At 37.0% G+C, this 21840-nt stretch carries 17 protein-coding genes; 11 read left to right on the top strand and 6 right to left on the bottom strand.

All coding sequences use genetic code 11. The annotated features are described in order from the left end of the window. Positions 1-125: 125 nt before the first annotated feature. Positions 126-932 (top strand): class I SAM-dependent methyltransferase, encoded by an 807-nt coding sequence (locus LY60_RS01010; RefSeq protein WP_145078750.1) that lies wholly within the window; start codon positions 126-128, stop codon positions 930-932. Between the two features lie 273 nt (positions 933-1205). Here LY60_RS01010 and LY60_RS01005 read toward each other — a convergent pair whose 3' ends face one another. Together LY60_RS01005 and LY60_RS01000 are read right to left on the bottom strand one after the other, a co-directional pair. After that, positions 1206-1991, bottom strand: coding sequence for a response regulator transcription factor (locus tag LY60_RS01005; protein WP_145078747.1), 786 nt, complete (start codon positions 1989-1991; stop codon positions 1206-1208). Next, positions 1976-3703: a sensor histidine kinase gene (locus LY60_RS01000; protein ID WP_145078744.1), complete on the bottom strand. Its 1728-nt coding sequence runs from the start codon at positions 3701-3703 to the stop codon at positions 1976-1978. The genes LY60_RS01005 and LY60_RS01000 overlap by 16 nt, the downstream gene beginning before the upstream one ends. 215 nt (positions 3704-3918) lie before the next feature. Between LY60_RS01000 and LY60_RS00995 the strand changes: the two genes are divergently transcribed. The 4 genes from LY60_RS00995 (at position 3919) to LY60_RS00985 (ending at position 9108) form a co-directional block, all read left to right on the top strand. Beyond that, positions 3919-5664, top strand: coding sequence for a flavocytochrome c (locus tag LY60_RS00995; protein ID WP_145079755.1), 1746 nt, complete (start codon positions 3919-3921; stop codon positions 5662-5664). Positions 5665-5824: 160 nt separating this feature from the next. Continuing rightward, positions 5825-5971, top strand: a complete 147-nt coding sequence (locus LY60_RS17910) for a hypothetical protein (protein WP_170226061.1) — start codon at positions 5825-5827, stop codon at positions 5969-5971. A 119-nt stretch (positions 5972-6090) separates the two neighbouring features. Continuing rightward, complete coding sequence (locus tag LY60_RS00990) at positions 6091-6612, top strand: nitroreductase family protein (protein WP_145078741.1); 522 nt, start codon at positions 6091-6093, stop codon at positions 6610-6612. 555 nt (positions 6613-7167) lie between these two features. Continuing rightward, entirely contained in the window at positions 7168-9108 is a 1941-nt protein-coding gene (locus LY60_RS00985) for a flavocytochrome c (RefSeq protein ID WP_246145333.1), read from the top strand. A gap of 160 nt (positions 9109-9268) precedes the next feature. On the opposite strand, the gene hflC is transcribed toward LY60_RS00985, so the two are convergent. Further along, entirely contained in the window at positions 9269-10174 is a 906-nt protein-coding gene (gene hflC, locus LY60_RS00980; RefSeq protein WP_145078738.1) for a protease modulator HflC, read from the bottom strand. Beyond that, the gene (gene hflK / locus LY60_RS00975; RefSeq protein ID WP_145078735.1) at positions 10174-11232 is read right to left on the bottom strand and encodes an FtsH protease activity modulator HflK; all 1059 of its coding nucleotides are present in this window, start codon (positions 11230-11232) and stop codon (positions 10174-10176) included. The genes hflC and hflK overlap by 1 nt, the downstream gene beginning before the upstream one ends. Before the next feature lie 445 nt (positions 11233-11677). Between hflK and proB the strand changes: the two genes are divergently transcribed. The 4 genes from proB (at position 11678) to LY60_RS00955 (ending at position 17022) form a co-directional block, all read left to right on the top strand. Then, a complete protein-coding gene (gene proB / locus LY60_RS18090; RefSeq protein WP_145078732.1) occupies positions 11678-12484 on the top strand; it encodes a glutamate 5-kinase in 807 nt (268 codons plus the stop codon). Further along, positions 12485-13729: a glutamate-5-semialdehyde dehydrogenase gene (locus tag LY60_RS18085; protein ID WP_145078730.1), complete on the top strand. Its 1245-nt coding sequence runs from the start codon at positions 12485-12487 to the stop codon at positions 13727-13729. Positions 13730-14229: 500 nt separating this feature from the next. After that, positions 14230-15423: a M20 metallopeptidase family protein gene (locus LY60_RS00960; protein ID WP_145078727.1), complete on the top strand. Its 1194-nt coding sequence runs from the start codon at positions 14230-14232 to the stop codon at positions 15421-15423. A 60-nt stretch (positions 15424-15483) separates the two neighbouring features. Further along, complete coding sequence (locus LY60_RS00955; RefSeq protein ID WP_145078725.1) at positions 15484-17022, top strand: AbgT family transporter; 1539 nt, start codon at positions 15484-15486, stop codon at positions 17020-17022. A 230-nt stretch (positions 17023-17252) separates the two neighbouring features. Here the strand turns inward: LY60_RS00955 and LY60_RS00950 are convergent, their stop codons facing one another. Next, positions 17253-18452: a M20 metallopeptidase family protein gene (locus LY60_RS00950; protein WP_145078722.1), complete on the bottom strand. Its 1200-nt coding sequence runs from the start codon at positions 18450-18452 to the stop codon at positions 17253-17255. 91 nt (positions 18453-18543) lie between these two features. Further along, on the bottom strand, positions 18544-19680 hold the full coding sequence (locus LY60_RS00945; protein WP_145078719.1) for a ComEC/Rec2 family competence protein: 1137 nt from the start codon (positions 19678-19680) through the stop codon (positions 18544-18546). A 278-nt stretch (positions 19681-19958) separates the two neighbouring features. On the opposite strand from LY60_RS00945, the gene LY60_RS00940 reads away from it, so the two are divergent. Together LY60_RS00940 and namA are read left to right on the top strand one after the other, a co-directional pair. Continuing rightward, positions 19959-20696, top strand: coding sequence for a 3'-5' exonuclease (locus tag LY60_RS00940; RefSeq protein WP_145078717.1), 738 nt, complete (start codon positions 19959-19961; stop codon positions 20694-20696). Positions 20697-20760: 64 nt separating this feature from the next. Next, positions 20761-21792 (top strand): NADPH dehydrogenase NamA, encoded by a 1032-nt coding sequence (gene namA / locus LY60_RS00935; RefSeq protein WP_145078714.1) that lies wholly within the window; start codon positions 20761-20763, stop codon positions 21790-21792. Positions 21793-21840: the final 48 nt, after the last annotated feature.

Genomic DNA, 21840 nt, shown 5'->3' with positions numbered 1-21840 from the left:
TAAGGTATGGCTATATCTGAAAATAAGTATATAATAGAAAATAGGAGCAACAATACAAGAGTTATTGTTAAATATTGCACGATCAAATAAACAATTATAAAAATTGTGTAACAGGAGATGTTATAATGATTAGTTTAAGCAATGGAAGCGAAACTCTTTTCATACCTTTGTACGGCAAGGCTCGCATGAGCAAGGAGAAAAAAATTATCTCCGACAAAAAGGCAGAAGAAATCATCGACAGCATAGATTATGATTTCAAAAAGCTTAAGGTTGCGAAAAAAATTCAGGTGTTTATGAGCCTCAGGGCAGCAATTATTGACGATTTTACAAAAGGATTCATAGACGAAAATCCCGGATGCATTGTCTTGCATTTGGGCTGCGGCCTGGACTCAAGAGTATTGAGGGTTAAAAGAAAAGCAAAGAGATGGTATGACCTTGATTTTCCGGAAGTTATCAAGATCAAGAAACAGTTTTACAAGGAAACAATCAACTACAGGATGATTGGCTCATCCGTAACTGATTACAGCTGGATTGATAAGATTGATTATGAAGATGAACCTGTCCTTGTCATTGCTGAAGGTCTTTTGATGTACTTAAACGAAGATGAAGTTGAAGAACTTCTCATCCAACTTAAAAACAAATTTACAAATGCTGAAATTATTTTTGACGCGTTTTCAAAAACAACAGTCAAATATTCAAAATACCAGCCTTCTCTGGGTAAGACGGAAGCTAAAATTCAGTGGGGCTCAGACGGTCCTCACGAAATTGAAAAATATGCTTCAGGTATCACTCACATCGATACAAAGTATCTCAATGACGATTACAGGGTGAAGTTCCTGAACAGCTACTACAGGTTAATGTTTAATATTACAAAATTTTTCAAGTCAGCAAGGGAAGCGCAGAGAATATTTATTTTTGAGCTTCGAAACTAAGAATATTCTTCAAGTATACAAAAAACATGCGACCTACTATATTATAGGGATCAGCTTGTTGTAGGGGAGGACCTCGTGTCCTCCCGATGATAACAAATATAAGGCTCACTCATAGAATCAAACATTGCCGTATCTCCTGCTCAATGCACATCTCTGTCCAATTATAAGGAAACCTCAAATTATTAATCATTAATTATCTATAATATTATTAAATTTAGAATCAGATGTATTATTATATAATCCCTTTTGATAGAAGGATTAGGGTTATACCAATTACCATAGAGGGGATTTTTTATGGTAACATTTATTGTTCTTATTTTTGTATTGAATTGGTGAAACGCCCATATAATTTTTAAATGCCCTGCTGAAATAATGTTGGCTGCTGTATCCTACAATATTGGCTATGTCATTTATAGTGAAGTCTTTGTCCTTGTCAAGCAATAATTTAATAGCCATGTCAATACGGAGTTTATTCAGATAATCTGTAAAGTTTTCTCCAGTTTTGTGCTTAATTATCCTTGTCAGGTTTGATTGGCTTGTGTGCAGCTGTTCAGCAATAAGATTCAAAGTAAGGTCATTTTTAGAATAATTTTCTTTAATATAAACAATTGCCTGATTGCCGATACACTTGCTGCTTAATTCAATTGTATTGCTTTCAGCCAGTTTATTTAGTTCCCACATTCTTTCTCTGTATGAATCTAAAGCTTTAATAATGATATTTTTAAAATTGCGGTATTGTATCGGTTTGAGCAGATAGCTGAAAACACCATGTTCCAGCGCCTTTTGTGCATACTCAAACTGATCATATCCAGAAATAATGATTATCTTAGCGTTTGTATCTATTATTCTTGATTTCTCTATTACTTCAAGCCCGTTCATGAATGGCATGTTTATATCTATAATAATCAGTTCGGGCTGGTAATCTTTTATTAATTGAAGTGCTTCTTCTCCATCTTGTGCTGTTCCTACGACTGACAAATTTAGGTCATAAGATTCTATTAATTTTTTTAATCCATTGCGAATTGTTTCCTCATCATCTGCTATTACAGCTCTGAACACTGAAATCCCTCACTTATCTTTGGTATTTTAATTGATACTTTTGTTCCGATTCCATATTTACTATCAATAGTGATGCTATATTTGTCTCCGAATGTGAGCTTTAAGCGTTCATTGATGTTATAAAGCCCGTAATGTTCTGATTCAATGGAATTCAAAAGGTTGATTCTGATTTCCATAAGTTTCTCAATATTTATTCCCAACCCGCTATCTTCCACCTCAATTTTTACCTGATCATTATCTTGAAGTATGTCAATATTGATAGTTCCTTTTTGTTTTTTAAGCTTTAGCCCATGGTAGATAGAATTTTCTACAAGCGGTTGAATTATCATTTTAGGTATTAGGTTTTGCGAAATTTGTTTTGTTAAATTAATATTGTAATTGACTTTGTCCTTGTAGCGCATCTTCTGTATTTCCAGGTAATTGCGCACATGCTCAGTTTCATCATAAATTGTAACGAATTCTTTTCCGCAGCTTAGTGACAATCTGAAAAAATTTGAAAGTGAATTAATCATGTCTGCAACATCATAGGCGTTGTAATCTAAAGCTTTCCACTGTATGGTGTCAAGAGTATTATATAAAAAGTGAGGATTTATTTGGGACTGCAACACCCTAAGTTCAGCATTTCTTTTTTGGGCTTGTACATCATAAACCTGTTTAATTAATTTTTTGATATCCATCAACATTTGGTTGAATACTGTTCCTAAGACAGATATTTCATCGCTGCCGCTGTAATTGAAAAATGAATCAAGGTTTCCGCTAGATACTTCAACCATTTGAATTTTTAATTTTTGCAGGGGTTTTACAATTGTTCCAGATACCATAATTGCAAATAGAACTGCAGACAACAACAAAACTATTCCAACCTTAAATATCATGTTTATAATATCGTTGGTCTGGGCAAAAATGTTTGTATTTTTAATCATGGTGCAGAGCATTAAATCTTCCGTGTAAGGAATTGAAGAGTAAAATACGGTTGAATCATTGCCGGATTTATCTTTTAAGGCAACTGTTCCGAAATTTGCTGCCATCGAACTCCTTATTATTTCAGATAATCCTTCTGATTCAATATACTTGCTTGTAAGTTCCTCTTTTGATATAGAGTATATATCCATATCTTCATTCATTATCCACGAAAATCCATCATAAACATCAATGCCGGCAGCTATTTCGGAAATTTTATCCAAGTTTACTGCGCCGTTAATGAATCCAACTTTATCGCCATTATCGTTAACAATAGGATAACATATTATAAAAGCTGGGGTACTGTCTGACTTTGAAATTATAGGTTTTGAAATTATGTATTCTTTGGGGGATGACATTACCTTTTCAAAATAATCACGCCCTGATATGTCTATAGTAATATTATCATTTACCCATCCATATCCATCAACAGCTCCTATTGCGAAAGTCTCATTGAAATTTCCATATTGATTGCTCAGGACTTTATTTAAATTTGTCAAATAAGGCTTTAAGGTAACAAGATCAAGATTCTTAGTAGAAGCATGCTCGTGAATTATTCTGATTTCGCTTATTCGCTGGTTAAGCCAGGAACCTATTTCATTTGATTTTGAATTGATAAGCTGTAAAGTCTGATATTCTGCCTGTTCCATATTTGAAGTTTTAACGGTTGTTTCCAAAATTATTAGGATAGGAGAAATAGCAAAAGCAATACATAGCACAAATGATATGATAATTTTTAAACGTAATGACATAATAATTCACCTTGTATTTCTATTAATATTGGACTATATATCATTATACAGTATTGTCCGGATATTTCAACATGTGAATTAAAGTGTAAAAATAAGCATATTAGTGTAAATACTTTATGAATTCAAGATGTTAAACTAATAACACAAATAAATAAATATTTAACAAAACGGAGGAGTAAAAATTGAAAAGGATTTTAGCATTTTTATTGACAGTTATGATGGTTGCGACCCTTGCTGGCTGCAGCAAGAGTGAACAGGCAGATGCAAAAGGATCATCCATAAAAGACGGTGTGTATGAAGGAATAGGATACGGCAAAGGCGGAGAAATAAAAATTGAAACAACTATAGTTGATGACACAATAACTGATATTAAGGTACTTAGCAACAATGAAACACCTGGGTTCAATTCTGCAATGGATACTTTGACTGAAAGCATCATATTAAAGAACAGTGTTGATGTAGACGGAGTTTCAGGCTGCACGCTGACTTCAAAGGGATTTCTTGAGGCAGTGAATGCTGCGCTTGCTGCAGCAGGAGCAACTCCTGACATGCTTAAAAAAATTGATGTATCTTCGGATGCAAGCGATGAAAAACAAATTGAAGAAACTCATGATATAGTTATTATAGGTGCAGGAGGAGCCGGACTTACTGCAGCCATAGAAGCCAAAAATGCTGGAGCAGATGTAATAGTTCTTGAAAAAATGCCTCTTGCTGGAGGAAATACTTTAATTTCAGGTGCTGAATATGCAGCTGCAAACAACTGGCTTCAAAAGAAAGAAGGTATAGAGGATAGTGTTGAACAACATGTGCAGGATACACTAAAAGGCGGAGACTATAAGGCTAAGGAAGAACTGGTAAGGACCATGGCAGAAAATGCTCTTGCAGGGGCTGAGTGGCTAAGAGATGAAGTAGGAGTTGTATGGGAAGAAGAATTAATGTTCTTTGGAGGCCATTCTGTTAAAAGAAGCTTGATTCCGTCAGGAGCAAGCGGAAAAGAAATAATCACAAAACAATTAGCTAAGGCAAAGGAATTGAATATTCCAATACTTTTAAATACAAAGGCTGTTTCTTTGATTACAGACAATGGAGGCAAGGTAATCGGAGTTGAAGCTGAAGGAAAAGATGCAAATTATACATTTACCACAAATAAGGCTGTAATAATTGCTTCAGGAGGGTTTGGATCTAATATTGAAATGAGAGTAAAATATAATCCTGAAATAGATAAAACTATTCTTTCTACTAATTCTGTGGGAAGTACAGGCGATGGAATTGTAATGGCTGAAGAAATTGGTGCTTCACTTTTAGGAATGGAATATATTCAGACCTATCCAATCTGCGACCCTTTGACCGGAACACTACTTTACTATGATGATGCAAGATTGTACGGTCATACTATTATAGTAAATAAGGAAGGCAAGAGGTTTGTTGAAGAGTTGGGCAGACGTGATGTGATGTCAATGGCAATCAAGGCTCAAACTGGTCATGTGTGCTATGAACTGCTTGATCAAAAAGGATTTGAAGCCAGCAAGCTTCAGGAAAATCATGGACCGGAACTTGAGTATCTCTATAAAAATAACCTTCTTGTAAAGGCTGACACAATTAAAGAAGCAGCAGATTTCTTCGGAATAGATGCAGAAGAATTGCAGTCTACCGTTGACAGATATAACGGCTATGTGGCTGACGGAAAAGATCCTGAATTTAATAAAAGAAGCCTGCCTTCTACTGTGGAAGTTGGGCCGTTCTATATATGCAAAGCTGCACCGGCTGTTCACCACACTATGGGAGGAATAGAAATCAATTCAAAAGCACAGGTGTTGAATACTGAAGGAAATGTAATTGAAGGACTTTACGCAGCAGGTGAAGTAACCGGAGGAATACAAGGAACAAACAGATTAGGGAGCAATGCTCTTGCAGACATAACAGTGTTTGGAAGAATTGCCGGACAAAATGCAGCTAAGTAAATATTAGCAATAAAAAAATGCTTTAGACTAACTTGTCTTGGCATTTTTTTATTGAGGGATAGCTTTTTGTACGCATTTGTATATAATTAAATAGTAGGACGGAGTATTTAGTAATAATTAGCATGCTTGCTACAGTAAATCTTAATCATGTTATATTGTAGTGATAATTCAAAGAGAAGGGGTTGCCTGTGGGGTACCAAGCACTTTGGGATGGCTGATTCTTCGTAATTATGCAGATGCATTCATTTCGTGTCCGGACAGTTTTGCTGTTCTGGGCATGAGAATACTTAGATTTCCGTTGAAGTGAGACTTCCCTATTGTATAACGCGAGTTAGGTGCTGCAGGACTTGGAATTGTATGGGACGCGGAGCTTGGTATAAAAGATTAATAATGATTAAAAATATAAAAAAACTATGAGGTAAAATTATGAATGAAACTATTAACTCAATGATTAAAAGAAGAACTATAAGAAAGTACAAACAGGAACAAATAACTGATGGAGAACTGAATGCTGTTTTAGAAGCAGGATTATATGCACCAAGCGGAGCCAATCAACAGTCTGCTGTATTCATTGTTGTTCAGAACAAAGATGTGATTAAAAAACTTACAAAGATGAATGCCGAATTTTTCGGAAAAGATATAGATACATACTATGGTGCTCCTACAATCGTGCTTGTGCTGGCTGACAAAAATAAACGAACACCAGTTGAAGACGGAAGCCTTGCTCTGGGAAACATGTACAATGCAGCATATTCACTGGGACTGGGAGCATGCTGGGTACACAGGGAAAAACAGATGTTTGAAAGTGAAGAAGGATTAGCTCTTCTAAAGGAATGGGGAGTTGAAGGAGACTTCATAGGAGTTGGTGCACTCACTCTGGGATATCCTGACTGTGAACTGCCTGCACCTCCGGCAAGAAATGACAACCGAGTTTTCTTTGTGAAGTAATTTAATGTAATTAAAATTAATAAAAGGACCGTAGCTGAGATTGATTTATGCTTCGGTCTCTTTTTATTTAGATAATGAACAACTCATACTTATTTGAAAGCAAATATACCATTTTAATAAATTAACATAATACATATAATAGTTAAAAAAATATCGAATATTGTCGAACTTGAGTTTATATTTTATTTAAATTTATTGAACAACCTAACATAACAATGAAGTCAACGCATAAATATGAGTCAGTTCGGTGAAGAATGTCCTATTATAGAGCGTTTTATTTTAGAAAAATGAATGATAAAGTGCATAAATAATAAAAATATATTATTATTTTTTATTGTTAAACGATTGACAATAATACCTATAAGTGTTAATATTTAGTCGATATTGCAAGTGTACATATGTGGCAGTTTTGGCTAAGTGAAATATAGGCCATTACTATATAAGAATTTATTGAAGATTCTGATGTCTTTGAACGTAGTTTATACATTTATATTGTGCATTGGTTCGGAAGGCTTCAATAGAATTCAACAATAAAATAAATTGGAGGAAGGGTAAATGAAAAAGGCATTAAAGGTTGTATCATTAATTCTTGTTTTGTGCATGATGTTTTCCATGGCAGCTTGCGCACCAAAAACAACCGATACCACGACACCAGAGCAAAAAGAGGAACCAAAACAGGAAGTGAACATCACTCCTATGAAAGCAGGAGAGTATGTTGTTGATGTTACTGGTATGCATCCGATGAAAGTGAAAGTAACATTAAGCGAAAAGGCTATTGAAGCAGTTGAGGTTGTATCACAAAGTGAAACTCAGGGAGTTTCTGATGCTGCATTAAAAGAAATACCGGCAAAAATTGTAGAAAAGCAAAGCATTGGTATTGATGTTGTTACCGGAGCTACCAGAACAAGCAGCGCCATAATTGAAGCAGCTACTAAAGCAATTGAAATGGCAGGCGGAGTTGTTGCTGAATTTGATATTGCAGAAGCTGCAGCAGAGACAGCAGATGATGCAAGACCACCTATGGGAACAAAGGATTTACCGTCTACATGGGATATGACTTATGACGTAGTTGTTATAGGCGGAGGATTTGCAGGATTATCAGCTGCTTACAATGCATCCACTCAAGGTGCAAGCACACTTCTTATAGATAAAATGCCGGTATTAGGCGGAAACTCACAAATAAACGGCGGCGTTTATGCTTCTTATACAAGTAAGATAGCAGACGAACTTTACACTAAGCTAGGTCTTCAACCAGATACAGCAGAAAAACATATTGAGGATACCATTAAGGGCGGAGACTATATGGGTGATGTGAAGTTGGTTAAAAACTTTGTTTATGGTTCACCTGTAATGCTTAACATGCTGCTAGATAACGGACTTCAAGTGCGTGAATCCATTACCAGACCAGGCGGACACTACGGTTATCGTACATATACTACAATTAACGGCATAGGAGCAGACATTGTTGCTGTTCAAAAGAAAATGCTTGAAAAAACTTCAACTGAAGTTATGCTGAACACCAAGATGACTCAGATATACAGAGAGACAACAGGTGAACAAAGAGTAATAGGTATAAAAATTGAAACAAAAGACGGCGTTAAAAATGTTAAGGCAGAAAAAGGTGTTATCCTTACAACAGGAGGATTCAGTGGAAACGTTGAAATGCGTTCAAAACACGTGCCTGCCCTCACTGCTGATCTGCCTACTACAAACCATGTAGGAGCAACAGGCGAAGGTATAATAATGGCACAGGAAGTTGGAGCAAACACTACACAAATGTCTTACATTCAACTTTATCCATTTGCTAATCCAAACAACGGAGTTTTGGATGCATATGCTGTAATTCCTTTCAGTGGTCCAAGTTCAGGAATTGTTTATGTTGATGTAAATGGAAAGAGATATGTAAATGAAGGTGAAAGACGTGACGTATGCTCAAGAGCAGCGCAGGAAAGCGGCGGATTCCCAACATTCTCAATATTCGGACAGGATATAGTTGACAAGGCGGGATTCATTACAGAATCACAGCTTCAAAGCGGCATGGAAGCTGAACGTATATTCAAAGCAGATACTTTGGAAGAACTTGCTGAAATAATAAATGCTCATCAATACAAGGAAAAATCAATCAACATGAGCGGCGAAACTTTAAAAGCTACTATTGATACTCACAACGGATATATTGATGCAGGCAAGGACCCTGACTTTGGAAAAGTTATAGACAAAGGTGTAATGCTGAAAACAGATAAAGGTCCATACTATGCAATTCCTCAGTGGCCTTCAGTTCACCATACAATGGGAGGACTTACAATAACTGAAAGAACAGAAGTACAGGATATATGGGGCAAGGTAATACCTGGTCTTTATGCTGCAGGAGAAGTTACCGGAGGTGTACACGGAACAAACAGACTTGGCTCTAATGCTATTCCGGATGCCATGGTTCATGGATACATTGCAGGTGAAGTTTCAGTGACAGGAAATGTTCCTGATTTTGTTAAGTAATAGTAGTTTAAAATGTTAAAATAAGTAGGCAGAACCTTGGAATATATATAATTTTCAAGGTTCTGTTTTTAAACACTTAATTCAAGACATAAGTATGAAATTTAAAAGCGGCAGTTTATGGATAGTCATAAATTGCCGCCTTTATTTAATGATTAGTTACTTATTCCAGTGAACCGTTCAGAACTCTTACGATGTAGCTGTCTGCCGGAAGGAATATTGTTTTGTCACCTTTCATGGTGGCTTTCAAAGCTTCAAGACTGCGTATGAATTCATAATAGCTTGCTCTGTCTTCTGTTGAGTATGCATCTGCTATGATTTTCATGTATTCACCTTCGCCTTGTCCCTTGAGCTCTTCTGCTGTTGCTTCTGCCTTTGACAGAAGTATTCCAACTTCTTTGTCTGTTTCATTGACAACTTTGCTGGCTTCCAGATTTCCATCTGCCCTGTAGCTTTCGGCCATTTGTGTTCTTTCAGAAACCATTCTGTTGTATACTGCAGATTCATTGTCTGAAGGAAGGTCAAGCCTTTTAATTTCAACGGCAATTGTTGAAACTCCGTAATTTTTAAGTTGTGCATTTACTATTTCCGTGATTTTAACATTGACGTAATCGATGCTTCCTTTATCTGAATTTATAATATCAGCTTGATTCATTGTTCCCAGTGTATTTTTAACTGCACTGTAAACAACTGCATCAATACGGTTTTCCATTTCAGAGATTCTGCTTACTGTTTTCATGAATTTAGGAGGGTCATCAATTCTCCACACTGCAAAATTGTCAACAACCAATGTCTTCTTGTCTCCGGTGAGAACTTCTGAAGGTGGTATGTCGTACATCATTCTGTACTGCGGAATTGTTTCAACCTTGTCAAGCATTGGAACCTTGAAGTGAATTCCTGCTGTATCCTGTATTTTTACAAATTTTGAAAATCTTGTAACATATGCATATTCATTTTCACGGACAATGTATGCAGTGTTTGTAACTGCAACAAATAATATGATTAATATGAGCAATTTGAGGATGGCGCCGAGGCTGCTTTTCTTTTTAGGTTCGTTAGTTTCCTGCATTAGTTTGCACCTCCTGTTGTAGTTTCAGTATCTGTGGTGAAGCTTTTCAATGGAAGCATTTTTTCAACTCCGCCTTCAGTGGAATCAACATAGACTGTAACTCCCGGCAATATTTCTTCGATTGTTTCCAGATACATTCTTGTCTTGGTTATACTTTTATTTTTGGCATACTCGGTGTACATGGCGTTGAATTTTGCAACATCGCCTCTTGCTGCGTTGATTCTGGATTCCTTGTACGCTTCTGCATCACGGATGAGTTTGTCGGCACGGCTTTCTGCTGCAGGCAGTGTCTTGTTTTTATATGCCAGGGCTTCGTTGATTCTAGTTTCCTTTTCCTGTTTTGCTGTTTCAACGTCCTTGAATGCAGCTATAACTTCTGATGTCGGAGGCTGGCTGTCCTGGATTTTTACGTCCAGCACCTGTACTCCCAAATCATAATTTCCAAGCTTGTTCACTATCTTTTCTTTGATTTCTGCCTGTATTATTGATTTTTCAGTAGTAAGAACACCGTCTACATTCTTGGAACCTATTATGCTTCTTGCTGATGACTGTGAAATCATCTTCAAAATTTGTGAAGGTTCGTCAGAATTGTACAAAAACTTAACCGGATCAGAAATTTTCCATTCAATGAAGAAGTCGATGTTTACAATGTTGAAATCTCCGGTAATCATTTTTGCTTCGTCTGGTACCGAAGTATTATCTGAGTAGCCTTGATTCTCGCTGCCGCTTTTGTAACCAATCTGTAACTTTTGAGTTCTGTTTACTTCAACCTTTGTTACTCCCTGTATGGGATATGGCAGCTTAAAGTGCAGCCCTGCACTTTCGACGCTTGTCACCTTACCTAGAGTTGTAACAACAGCTTGTTCTGTTTCTTCAACAGTGTACTGGCATGACAGTATTGCATATACAGCAACAATTACCAGCGGCAAGACCAAAAAAGTCTTACCATGGAATTTGCGTCTTGGTTTTTTTTCTTTAAATTCGGGATTTTCAAATCCCTTTTCTTTTTGCTTTTGTAAAAAGCCTTGCAATTTAAAAAGCAATTCTCTGTAATCCATAGTTCCCCCTTAAACGATTTCCCAATAATGCAATTTTAACGTAGTCAATGCTGACTTAGTTTACAAAGTATTGGTATTTGAATTATATCATAAATATCATATATATCCAAGATATTATTATCTATTCAGCTTTTTTAAAGTATGTGCTTAAAGAAGGATATGGTAAAATTCAATTGATAAAGTCAAGGGAAGATTTTTAATGTTAAATAATGCACAAAACTTAAGGGTAACACTTGAAGTTTTGTGCGTAAAAAATATAGTGCATAATAGCATAAAAATGATTGCTTAACGTCAAAAAACAGCGCTTGTTTTTGACTCTAAGTCCAAAAAATGCAATTAAATTGTCGTAAAGTAATGGAGGCTTTGGGGCTGTTTTAAAAAAACATTGCAATTCTCAGGAAAGTTGTTAAAATGTAACATAAGATTATATAAGACGAGGAAGACAATGAAAATCAATAACATTTCAGATAAAAGACACAAAAGAATAGTTGTGAAAGTGGGAAGTTCAACACTCACTCATGACACGGGCAAGTTAAATCTCAGAATGATGGACAAGATTGCAATGGTGCTGAGTGATATTAAGAATGAAGGCACAGATGTGGTTCTTGTAACATCTGCAGCAGTGGCAGCCGGAGTATCAAAACTGGGCTTAAAGGAAAGACCAAAGACAACAAAGGAAAAACAGGCAGCAGCCTCTGTGGGACAATGTGAACTCATGTTTGCCTACGACAAGGTTTTTTCACAATACAACCAGACAGTTTCTCAGCTTCTTTTGACAAGGGATATAACTGAGAATCCACTGCTTAAGGAGAATGTAACAAATACGTTTGAAACATTGTTCACATACAATGTTATTCCCATTGTAAATGAAAATGACAGCGTTGCAATAGAAGAACTTGTATACGGTGACAATGACACATTGTCGGCTGTTACGGCAAAGATTGTGTGTGCTGATTTGCTCATTATATTAAGTGACATTGATGGGTTGTATGACAGCAATCCTCAAAACAATCCTGATGCAAAATTAATCCCTGTTGTAAGGGAAATTACTGAAGAAATTGAAAGCGTCGCAGGGGGTTCGCAAAGTTTGGTAGGAACAGGCGGCATGGCAACAAAGATCGCTGCAGCAAAGATAGCAGTTGCAAGCGGCATTGATATGGCAATAGTAAACGGCAAAAGTCCTGAACTTATATATGATGTGCTTGACGGAAAGGCTGTGGGAACATTATTTCTAAAGAAGGAGAGTAAGTAAATGTCAGAACTTAAAGCAAAGGGAAAAAATGCAAAAGAAGCTTCTTACGAGCTCATGAACATCTCAACTCAGCTGAAAAATGATGCATTGAAAAAAATAGCAGAAAACCTCGTGCTCCATTCGGCTGAAATAATTGAAAAAAACGAACTGGATATCAAAAATTACATGGACAAGGGAATGGGTTCTCAGATGGTTGACAGGCTCATGCTCAATGAGGAAAGAATAGCATCAATTGCTGAAGGTGTAAGGCAGATTGCTGAACTAGAAGATCCTGTTGGTGAAGTAATGTCCATGAAAAAAAGACCAAATGGTCTTCTCATAGGACAAAAGAGAGTTCCTTTAGGTGTAATAGGGATAATTTATGAATCAAGACCTAATGTTACTGTGGATGCTGCCTCTCTATGTCTTAAGTCATCAAATGCAGTCATGTTAAGAGGATCAAGTGATGCCATCAATTCAAACAAGGAACTGGTGAAAATCATGAAAATGTCTCTTGCACAGGCAGGAATACATGAAGGCGCCATAGAGCTTGTAGAAGACACTTCAAGGGAAACAGCCTCACAGTTCATGAAACTCAATGATTATCTTGATGTGCTCATACCAAGGGGCGGAGCAGGACTGATTAAGACAACTCTCGCAAATGCTACGGTTCCTGTCATAGAGACAGGAACAGGAAACTGCCACGTGTATGTAGATGAGTTTGCAGACATTGAAATGGCGTACAGCATCCTCATAAATGCAAAGACATCAAGAACTTCCGTTTGCAACGCATGTGAAAGTCTCCTTGTACATAAAAATATCAAGGACAAATTCATGGCTGAAGCAGTTAAAAGACTGAAGGAAAAAAATGTTCAGGTAAGAGGCTGTGAAGAAACAGTGAAAATATGCAGCGATGTAATTCCAGCAACAGTGGAAGATTATGGGACAGAATTTCTCGACCTCATTATTTCAGTCAAGGTAGTTGAAAGCATAGATGAAGCAATCAAACACATCAACAAGTACGGAACGGGACATTCTGAGACAATCGTGACTGAAAGCTACACAAATTCACAGAGATTTTTAAACCAGGTGGATGCTGCTTGCGTCTACGTCAATGCGTCAACAAGGTTCACTGACGGATTTGAATTTGGATTTGGAGCAGAAATAGGAATAAGCACTCAAAAAATGCATGCCAGAGGTCCCATGGGCCTTAAGGAACTTACAACTTCAAAGTATATAATTTACGGAAACGGACAAATCAGATAGCAGAATAAGCAGGATTTCAGAGCAACAATTATATATGAAAATATAAAAACAGAACGGTATTTTTATGCCGCTCTGTTTTTGTACATATGTCCGTATTATAAAGACTTATTTATTAGAATATATGCAAAATTAATATAATTTTATTAAGGGTTTTCAATGGCGTATACCATGGATAAACTTAGAATAACTGACAAAATCAAGGGGTCATAAAATCTATGTATCATTGGGACAAACCACGGTAATTTAAAGAAAAATGTGATGTTCATATTTTGTGATTTGTAAACATAAGATATATAAAATTAAAAACAAATTTTAATGCCGGAAAACTTAAATGGAATAAAAATAAATCATATATCGGTTTTTTATTATATATAATTACTGATAAGAGGATTGTTTTCATAAGAAAAAAATGTATAAAATTTAAATTATTTATTGATTGTGTCTATTTAATATGCTATACTTCTATCAATTTAGTGAAATTTGGGAATGGAGGTGGTTTTTTGCAAAAGGAAGACATACTTAAGAGTGCAGAAGCAATTAAGGATGAACTCATAAGGATTAGGAGGGATATACACGCTCATCCGGAAATTGGACGACAGGAAAAGAGAACATCAGAACTTGTGGCAAATAAGTTGAGGGAATTAGGACTTGAAGTTAGAACAAATGTGGCAGAAACAGGAGTAATAGGTACATTAACAGGCAAATATCCAGGAAAAACAATACTCATGAGAGCAGATATGGATTGCCTTGCAATGGAAGAACTTAACGATGTTGAATACAAGTCTCAAAATCCGGGCCTGATGCACGCCTGTGGACATGACTCTCACACTGCATGGCTGCTTGGAGCAGCAATGATATTGTCGCAGTATAAAGATGAACTTCACGGAAATGTAAAATTTTTATTCCAGCCTGATGAAGAAAATGACGGCGGGGCAGAACGGATGATAGAAGACGGCGCTTTGGAAAACCCTCATGTTGACGCTGCAATAGGAGCGCATGTGTGGACTTCTTTAGAATCAGGTAAGATAGGAGTCAAGTATGGCTCAATGATGGCATCACCTGACCGTATACTGATTAATATTTATGGTAAAGGTGGACACGGCGGAGTGCCTGACAGCTGCATAGATCCTATCACAACAGCATGCCAGGTTCAAATGGCACTGCAGACTATAGTAAGCAGGAGAATCAGTCCTGTTGAATCTGCGGTTGTTACAATTTCCAGGATAGAGGGGGGAACTACGCACAACATAATTCCTGAAAAAGTACAAATGGAAGGAACTATAAGGACACTGACATATGAGTTAAGAGAAAAGGTTCCTAAGATGGTAGAAAATATTATTAAGGGTGTATGCGAAGCAAATGATGCAACTTATGAATTTATTTATGACCCACATTACCCACCGGTTGTAAATAATGATGAAATTAACAGTTATATTGAAGAAGCAGGTAAAGTAATATTAGGAAGTGAAAATGTAGTCAGAATGGTCAGTCCAACTATGGGAGGAGAAGATTTTTCGTATTTTCAGCTTAAGGTTCCGGCATCATTCTTTGTTATAGGTACTTATAATCCTTCAAAGGGATTGACAAATCCTCTTCACAATCCTCGATTTAATATTGATGAAGACATACTTACAAAGGCTTCGGCTGTTATGGCTCAATGTGCCATAGATTATCTTAATAATAATAAGCAGTGAGAAATATTTATATCTTAATTCTAATTTATATTAATAGTTAAAAAACAAGGAGGAAGTAAAATGGCACAAGCAAAGTTAAAGAAATCAAAGTTTGATAAGTTTCTTGATAAAATAGAAGAAATAGGCAATAAATTGCCTGAAGCTTTTATGATATTTTTGTATTTAGGTGTTTTCATGATGGTATTATCATTAGTTGCTTCACTTTTCAAAATGTCTGCAGTTCATCCGGTTACAGGGGAAACATTGGTTGTTCAAAACCTGATTTCAGTCTTTGGATTGACTAAGATTCTTACAAGTGCTGTATCCGGTTTTACAGGTTTTGCACCTCTGGGTGTTGTACTTGTCTGCATGCTGGGCGTTGGCCTTTGTGAAAAATCAGGGCTTTTACAAATTGCAATCAAACACGGGCTTGGAAATGTTAAAGGATCGCCTATTAAGATTATTGTAATACTTATTATGTTATCAATACTTTCAATGGCAGCAGGTGACTCTGGATTCATCGTAATGCCTCCTCTGGGAGCATTGATATTCTTATCAATCGGCAGAAATCCTCTTGCCGGAATGATGCTTGCATACGCATCTGTTGCAGGAGCATTCGGCGGAAACTTCATACCAACATCTCTTGATATGCTTCTCATAGGTTTCACTGAAAATGCAGTTCAAATTTCAGGATTGCCTGCTGAAACAAACCCAATGATGAACTATTACTTCCAGCTTGCATCTACAGTATTGGTTACAGGTGTTGGCGTATGGGTTACACTGAAATTTGTTGAACCAAGGTTGGGAAAACTGGAGAACGTTCAAGTAGAAGGACGTATAGAAGAAGTTACGGATATACAGCGCAAAGGTATGAAAGCTGCTGGTATTTCATTGTTAGTATTGCTTGCCTTAGTAGTTGCAGGAACAGCACCGTCACATGGTATTTTAAGAGATCCTGAAACTTTTAAAATTATTAGCAGCAAGGCTCCTTTGATGCAAGGGCTTGTCGTATTAATTACTTTGGCTTTCTTTATCCCTGGTATGGTTTTCGGAAGAATTACAGGAACTATAAAAGATTCAAGAGCAATGGTTAAGGCATTAAACCAGTCAATGTCTGAAATGGGCGGATATATTGCGCTTACATTTATGATGGCTTTGTTCTCAAATATATTTGCATGGTCTAACATGGGTATCGTTCTGGCAATAAAGGGTGCAAATGCACTGCAGGCTTCAGGTTTCCCAATTCCTGTTGTAATGATCCTGCTCATACTGTTCATTATTCCACTTGATGTTTTCCTTGCAAGTTCATCAGGAAAATGGGCAATATTTGCTCCTATATTTGTTCCTATGTTCATGTTCCTTGGATTCCACCCGGCATTTACTCAGATGGTATACAGAATAGGAGATGCAGTTATAAACGTATGTACTCCTTTGTTGGCATACTATATCATGATGCTTGAACTGGGCAGAAAGTATGATAAGAACCTTGGGCTGGGCACAATGGTCGCCACAATGCTGCCATACTCAATTTTCTACATGATTGGATGGATTGCCCTTTTGTTAATCTGGTACTTTACAAAGCTGCCGCTGGGACCTGGCGGACCGCTGCTGTTACCATAGAGTTTTGAATTTAAAAATAAAATAAAACGGGCGGACACAAGGTGACGTCACTGAAAAAGTCCTTCCTGTCATCCTGAACGATAGTGAAGGATCTCATCTTTGTTGAAAACATGAGATTCTTCGGCTACGCCTCAGAATGACAGTGAATAAATGTATAGTTTTTCAGTGGCCTCCACAAGGTCCGCCTACAATTTTTTGTAAAATAGGTTGTTATTACAATATTTTTAATATTAACTCATTTTCAGCCATTCTATTGCTGTGTTTGCATAGACTGCCGAACCTATGTAGAACACATCTTCGCTGAAGTCTACTTTTGGATGGTGCTGAGGATAGGGGAATCCTTGTTCAGGAGAGCCGCCGCCTAATGCCATCATAACTGAAGGAACTTTTTCGCTTACGTATCCGAAGTCTTCTGAACCTGTCATTTTACCTCCGGGGAATGCTTTTTCAAATCCCAGCGTATTATCTTCACCTAACAACTGGTTATTTATTTCTACTACTTTTTTGTAAAGTTCAGGATCATTGTATACTGAAGGACATTTAATTCTGTATTCAACCGTTGCTTCTGCTCTGAATGTTGAAGCAACTCCCTTTGCAATTTCAACAACTCTTGTTTTCATGAATTCTCTGTCATTGCTGCTGAATGCTCTTATGCTTCCTTCTATAAAGGCGGTGTCAGGAATTATATTTGAAGCGTTTCCTCCGTGCATTTGTCCGATTGTTATTACTGCTGTGTTGGACGGTGCAATTTCTCTTGCTATTACTTCCTGCAGAGCAGTATGTATGTGAGCCATTACATTAAGAGGGTCTACACAGTCCTGAGGCATAGCTCCATGACCGCCCTTTCCCTTTATATCTATGTGGAACATGTCTCCGGATGATGTGAAGTATCCTGGGTTAGGAATAATCAGTGTTCCTGCCGGAACAGGCATGCCGGAAAAAATATGGATCATGATAGCTGCATCAACTTTAGGGTTTTCAAGAACGCCTGCTTCTACCATGGCTTTTGCTCCTGACAGCTGTTCTTCAGCAGGCTGAAACATCAATTTAACAGTGCCTTCAATTTCATCCTCATGATTTTTAAGAATTTGAGCTGCTCCCAAAAGCATTGCTGCATGAGTATCATGTCCGCAAGCATGCATGTTTTTTGTAATGGATTTAAATTCAAGTCCATTTTCCTCCACTATGGGAAGAGCATCCATGTCAGCTCTTAACAATATTGTCTTGCCTTCCTTTTTGCCGCCAGCCAGTGCAACCACCGCTGAATTAGTTATAACCTCAGGTTCATAGCCCATTGATTTGAGCCTTTCAATTACATATGCTGTGGTTACCGGTAAGTCCATTCCAAGCTCTGCATTCTGATGAATGTATCTCCTGTCTTTGACTATGGAATTTTGCAGAGATTTTGCTTCTTCTAAAATATTAGTCATATGATCACCCCTTATTTTAATTTTCTGAAATTCATTATATAGCAATGGTTTTTAGAAGTCAAAAATATTTACATAAATGTATATAAATAACTTATGGATTACATCTACCGCAGGGAGTGTAGCCTTGGTCCACGGCATTTTGTCTTATGGTGAAAAATACCTTGTTTGATTCTTTCATGTCTGCAACAGAGCTGCAGTCAGTCTTGTGGAAAACAAGGGAATTCTTGTTTCCAACATAATTTGTTTCGGAAATTACTGGAGTTTCTTTGACCTCAGAAGAGTCTGGAATCGGCGGTGTATTTAAAATCTCAAGAGGTGCCAATGGAATTTCCATAACTTCATCGCTTGTTATTGATATATCCTTTCCATTTGATACAGCCACTATTGTTCCAAGTTCATCAGTCCTGTAAATGTCAGAGCCTATGTCTGAAAGCCTGTTTAGTGTTTCAATGTGTGGATGACCATAGCTGTTGTCTTCTCCGCACGAAATGATGGAATATTCAGGAGTGACAGCCTTAAGAAAATCAATGCTGGAGCTTGTTCGTCCCCCGTGATGGCCTACTTTTAATACATCTGAATCAAGATTGAAGCCTCCCCCAAGCATTTCCAGTTCAGATACGCTTTCAGCATCTCCTGTAAACAAAAATGATGTATTATCATACTCCAGTCGTGCAACTGCAGAATATTCATTTAGCTCAGAATAATACATGCTCTTTGGGGATAACAGTTCCAATTTTAAACCAGGGCTGTCGATTATTTTTAATCCCGGTTTTGCAAATATTGTTTCAATGTCTTTGTTTTCAATTGCAAGCATCGTGCTCTCATATAAATTTGAGCTTGCTAACACATCGGGCATATAGATTTTTTTTACGGTGAAGTTGTTTATTATTTCTTTTGCAGAACCAATGTGATCTTCATGGGGATGGGTTAAAATAAAGTATTCTATGTCGTCCACATTGAGATTTTCAAGGTAGTTTTTTATATAACTGCCATCTCCATAGTTCCCTGCATCGATTAGGACTTCTTCTCCGTTTGGCAGCTGTATGAGCGTACAGTCAGCCTGGCCAACATCCAGAAAGTACACAATAAGCCCTGAATTCTTGTCTGATGTATTGCTTGTTTCTTGGCTTGTGTTTGAAACCTGTTCTGCATTTACTCCGCATGATGCTAAAACATAAGTCATCAGTGCTAAAAATAAAATCAATATATTTCTTTTAGTGCTTTTCATAAAATCATCCTCTTTCTTGTTTTATACTATGTTATGTTAAGTTTTATTGTGCGATGAGTACAATAACAATAAAAACCGGCCAGCATCCGGTTTTTGAAAGAGCTTACTGCTTCATAACATTATGTAATATTGTAACACAACAGTGAAAATTATGAAATAACATGATTGAAATAAAAAGTTGACAGACAACACATCATGATGTATAAAACTAATAAAATGAATTGAATATTCTATTGATCCGGTGCAAGAATAATATAATTACAATTGAGGAGTTTCCTATGAACTTTGTTGTTTTCGATTCTGAATTTAATCAAAATATTAAAGCACTGACAAACAGCGATAAAAGGTCGGTATATCCTTTTGAAATAATTCAAATAGGAGCAGTTAAACTTGATGAAAGTTTTAATGCTGTTGGTACATTCAACCGGCTTGTTAAGCCTACAATTTATTCAAGCATCCTTCCTTTCATAACTAAGCTTACAGGCATCGAAACAGAGCAGCTGATGGACAAGGAAACATTTCCATCTGTTTTTAGTGAATTCATCAACTTTGCAGGAGTTGATTCAGTTCTTTGTATGTGGGGAATGTCCGATATTAAGGAACTGTTCAGAAATTCATCATACCATGGTCTTGATTTGACACTGTTGCCTAAAAGGTATATCAATATTCAGCATCATGCATCCGCATATTTTAATTCTCCACAGAAAAATCCACTTAGGCTTCAACATGTGGTTGAACTGATGAATATTCCTGTTTCTTCAGATTTTCATGATGCACTTAACGATGCGTATTATACGGCAGAAATTTTTAAAAGATTGTACAATTCTTCAGTTGAAATAAAAGAATACGATCCTGATTATGTGAGACCAAGAATAATTAATCCAAGGAAAAAAATCGATACTGAAGGATTGCTGCAGCAGTTTGAAAAGATGTATCAGCGTGAATTGACACCGGAAGAAAAATCAATAATCATCTTGTCATACAAAATGGGAAAGACAGGGCAATTTTTAAAATGACTAATATGTTTTATATTTTTATCTATGGGTATCATTAAATTAGTATAAAAACTTTGGAGGGAATATGTCAAAACTTTTTGCAAGCTATATTATTAAGGATTTAGAATTGAAAAATAGAATCATAATGGCTCCTATGTGCATGTATTCTGCAGGAGATGATGGTAAAGTCACTGACTGGCATGTCATACACTACGCTTCAAGAGCAGTGGGAGGAGTTGGACTGATCATACAGGAGGCAACTGCAGTTGAATCAAGAGGAAGAATATCATCCAGAGACTTGGGAATATGGGATGATTCTCACATAGATGGACTTAAAAAAATTGTTGAAGCAGTCAAATCAAATGGAGCTAAAATAGGAATTCAGCTAGGCCATTCAGGAAGAAAGTGTGAAGCTGAAAGCGAAAAAATAATAGCTCCCAGCCCAATAGCATTCAATGAAGAATACAGGGTTCCTGCTGAAATGACTAAAGAAGATATTAAGGCAGTAGTTGCAGCATTTAAGGCTGCAGCTCAAAGGGCAAAACAGGCTGGGTATGATGTGCTTGAAATTCATGGTGCTCATGGTTATCTTATTAATGAGTTCCTGTCTCCTGTTACAAACAAGAGAACTGATGAATACGGCGGTTCACCGGAAAACAGAGCAAGAATTTTAAAGGAAATAATTCGTGCTGTTCGAGATGTATGGCCTAAAGAAAAGCCTTTAATGATGAGAGTCACAGCCGAGGATTATGTTGATGGAGGAAATCATCCTGACGATCTGGCAGAATTGATCAACCTGGTGAAAGAATACGGCCTAGATTTGATAGATGTAAGTTCAGGAGGAGTGGTGAGCGTAGCTCCAAAAGCATTCCAGGGATACCAGGTGAAATTTGCCGAAATAATAAAGGAAAAAACAGTCCTGCCTGTCGTTGCAGGAGGACTGGTAATAGATCCAAACATGGCTGAAGAAATTCTACAAAACAACAGGGCTGATTTGATTTTTATTGGAAGAGCCTTATTAAGAAATCCATACTGGCCTTTGCAGGCAGACTATGAGCTCAGCAATGAAACAAACTGGCCTGTTCAGTATGAAAGAGGAAGACTAAGAAAAAGATAGTACGTTGTAGGGGCGGATCTTGTATCCGCCCGGGGGTTGAATTTATGT

The organism is Sedimentibacter saalensis (assembly GCF_007830175.1).
In the GTDB taxonomy this organism is placed as follows: Bacteria; Bacillota; Clostridia; order Tissierellales; family Sedimentibacteraceae; genus Sedimentibacter; species Sedimentibacter saalensis.
This window is presented reverse-complemented; position numbering and strand designations above follow the sequence as displayed.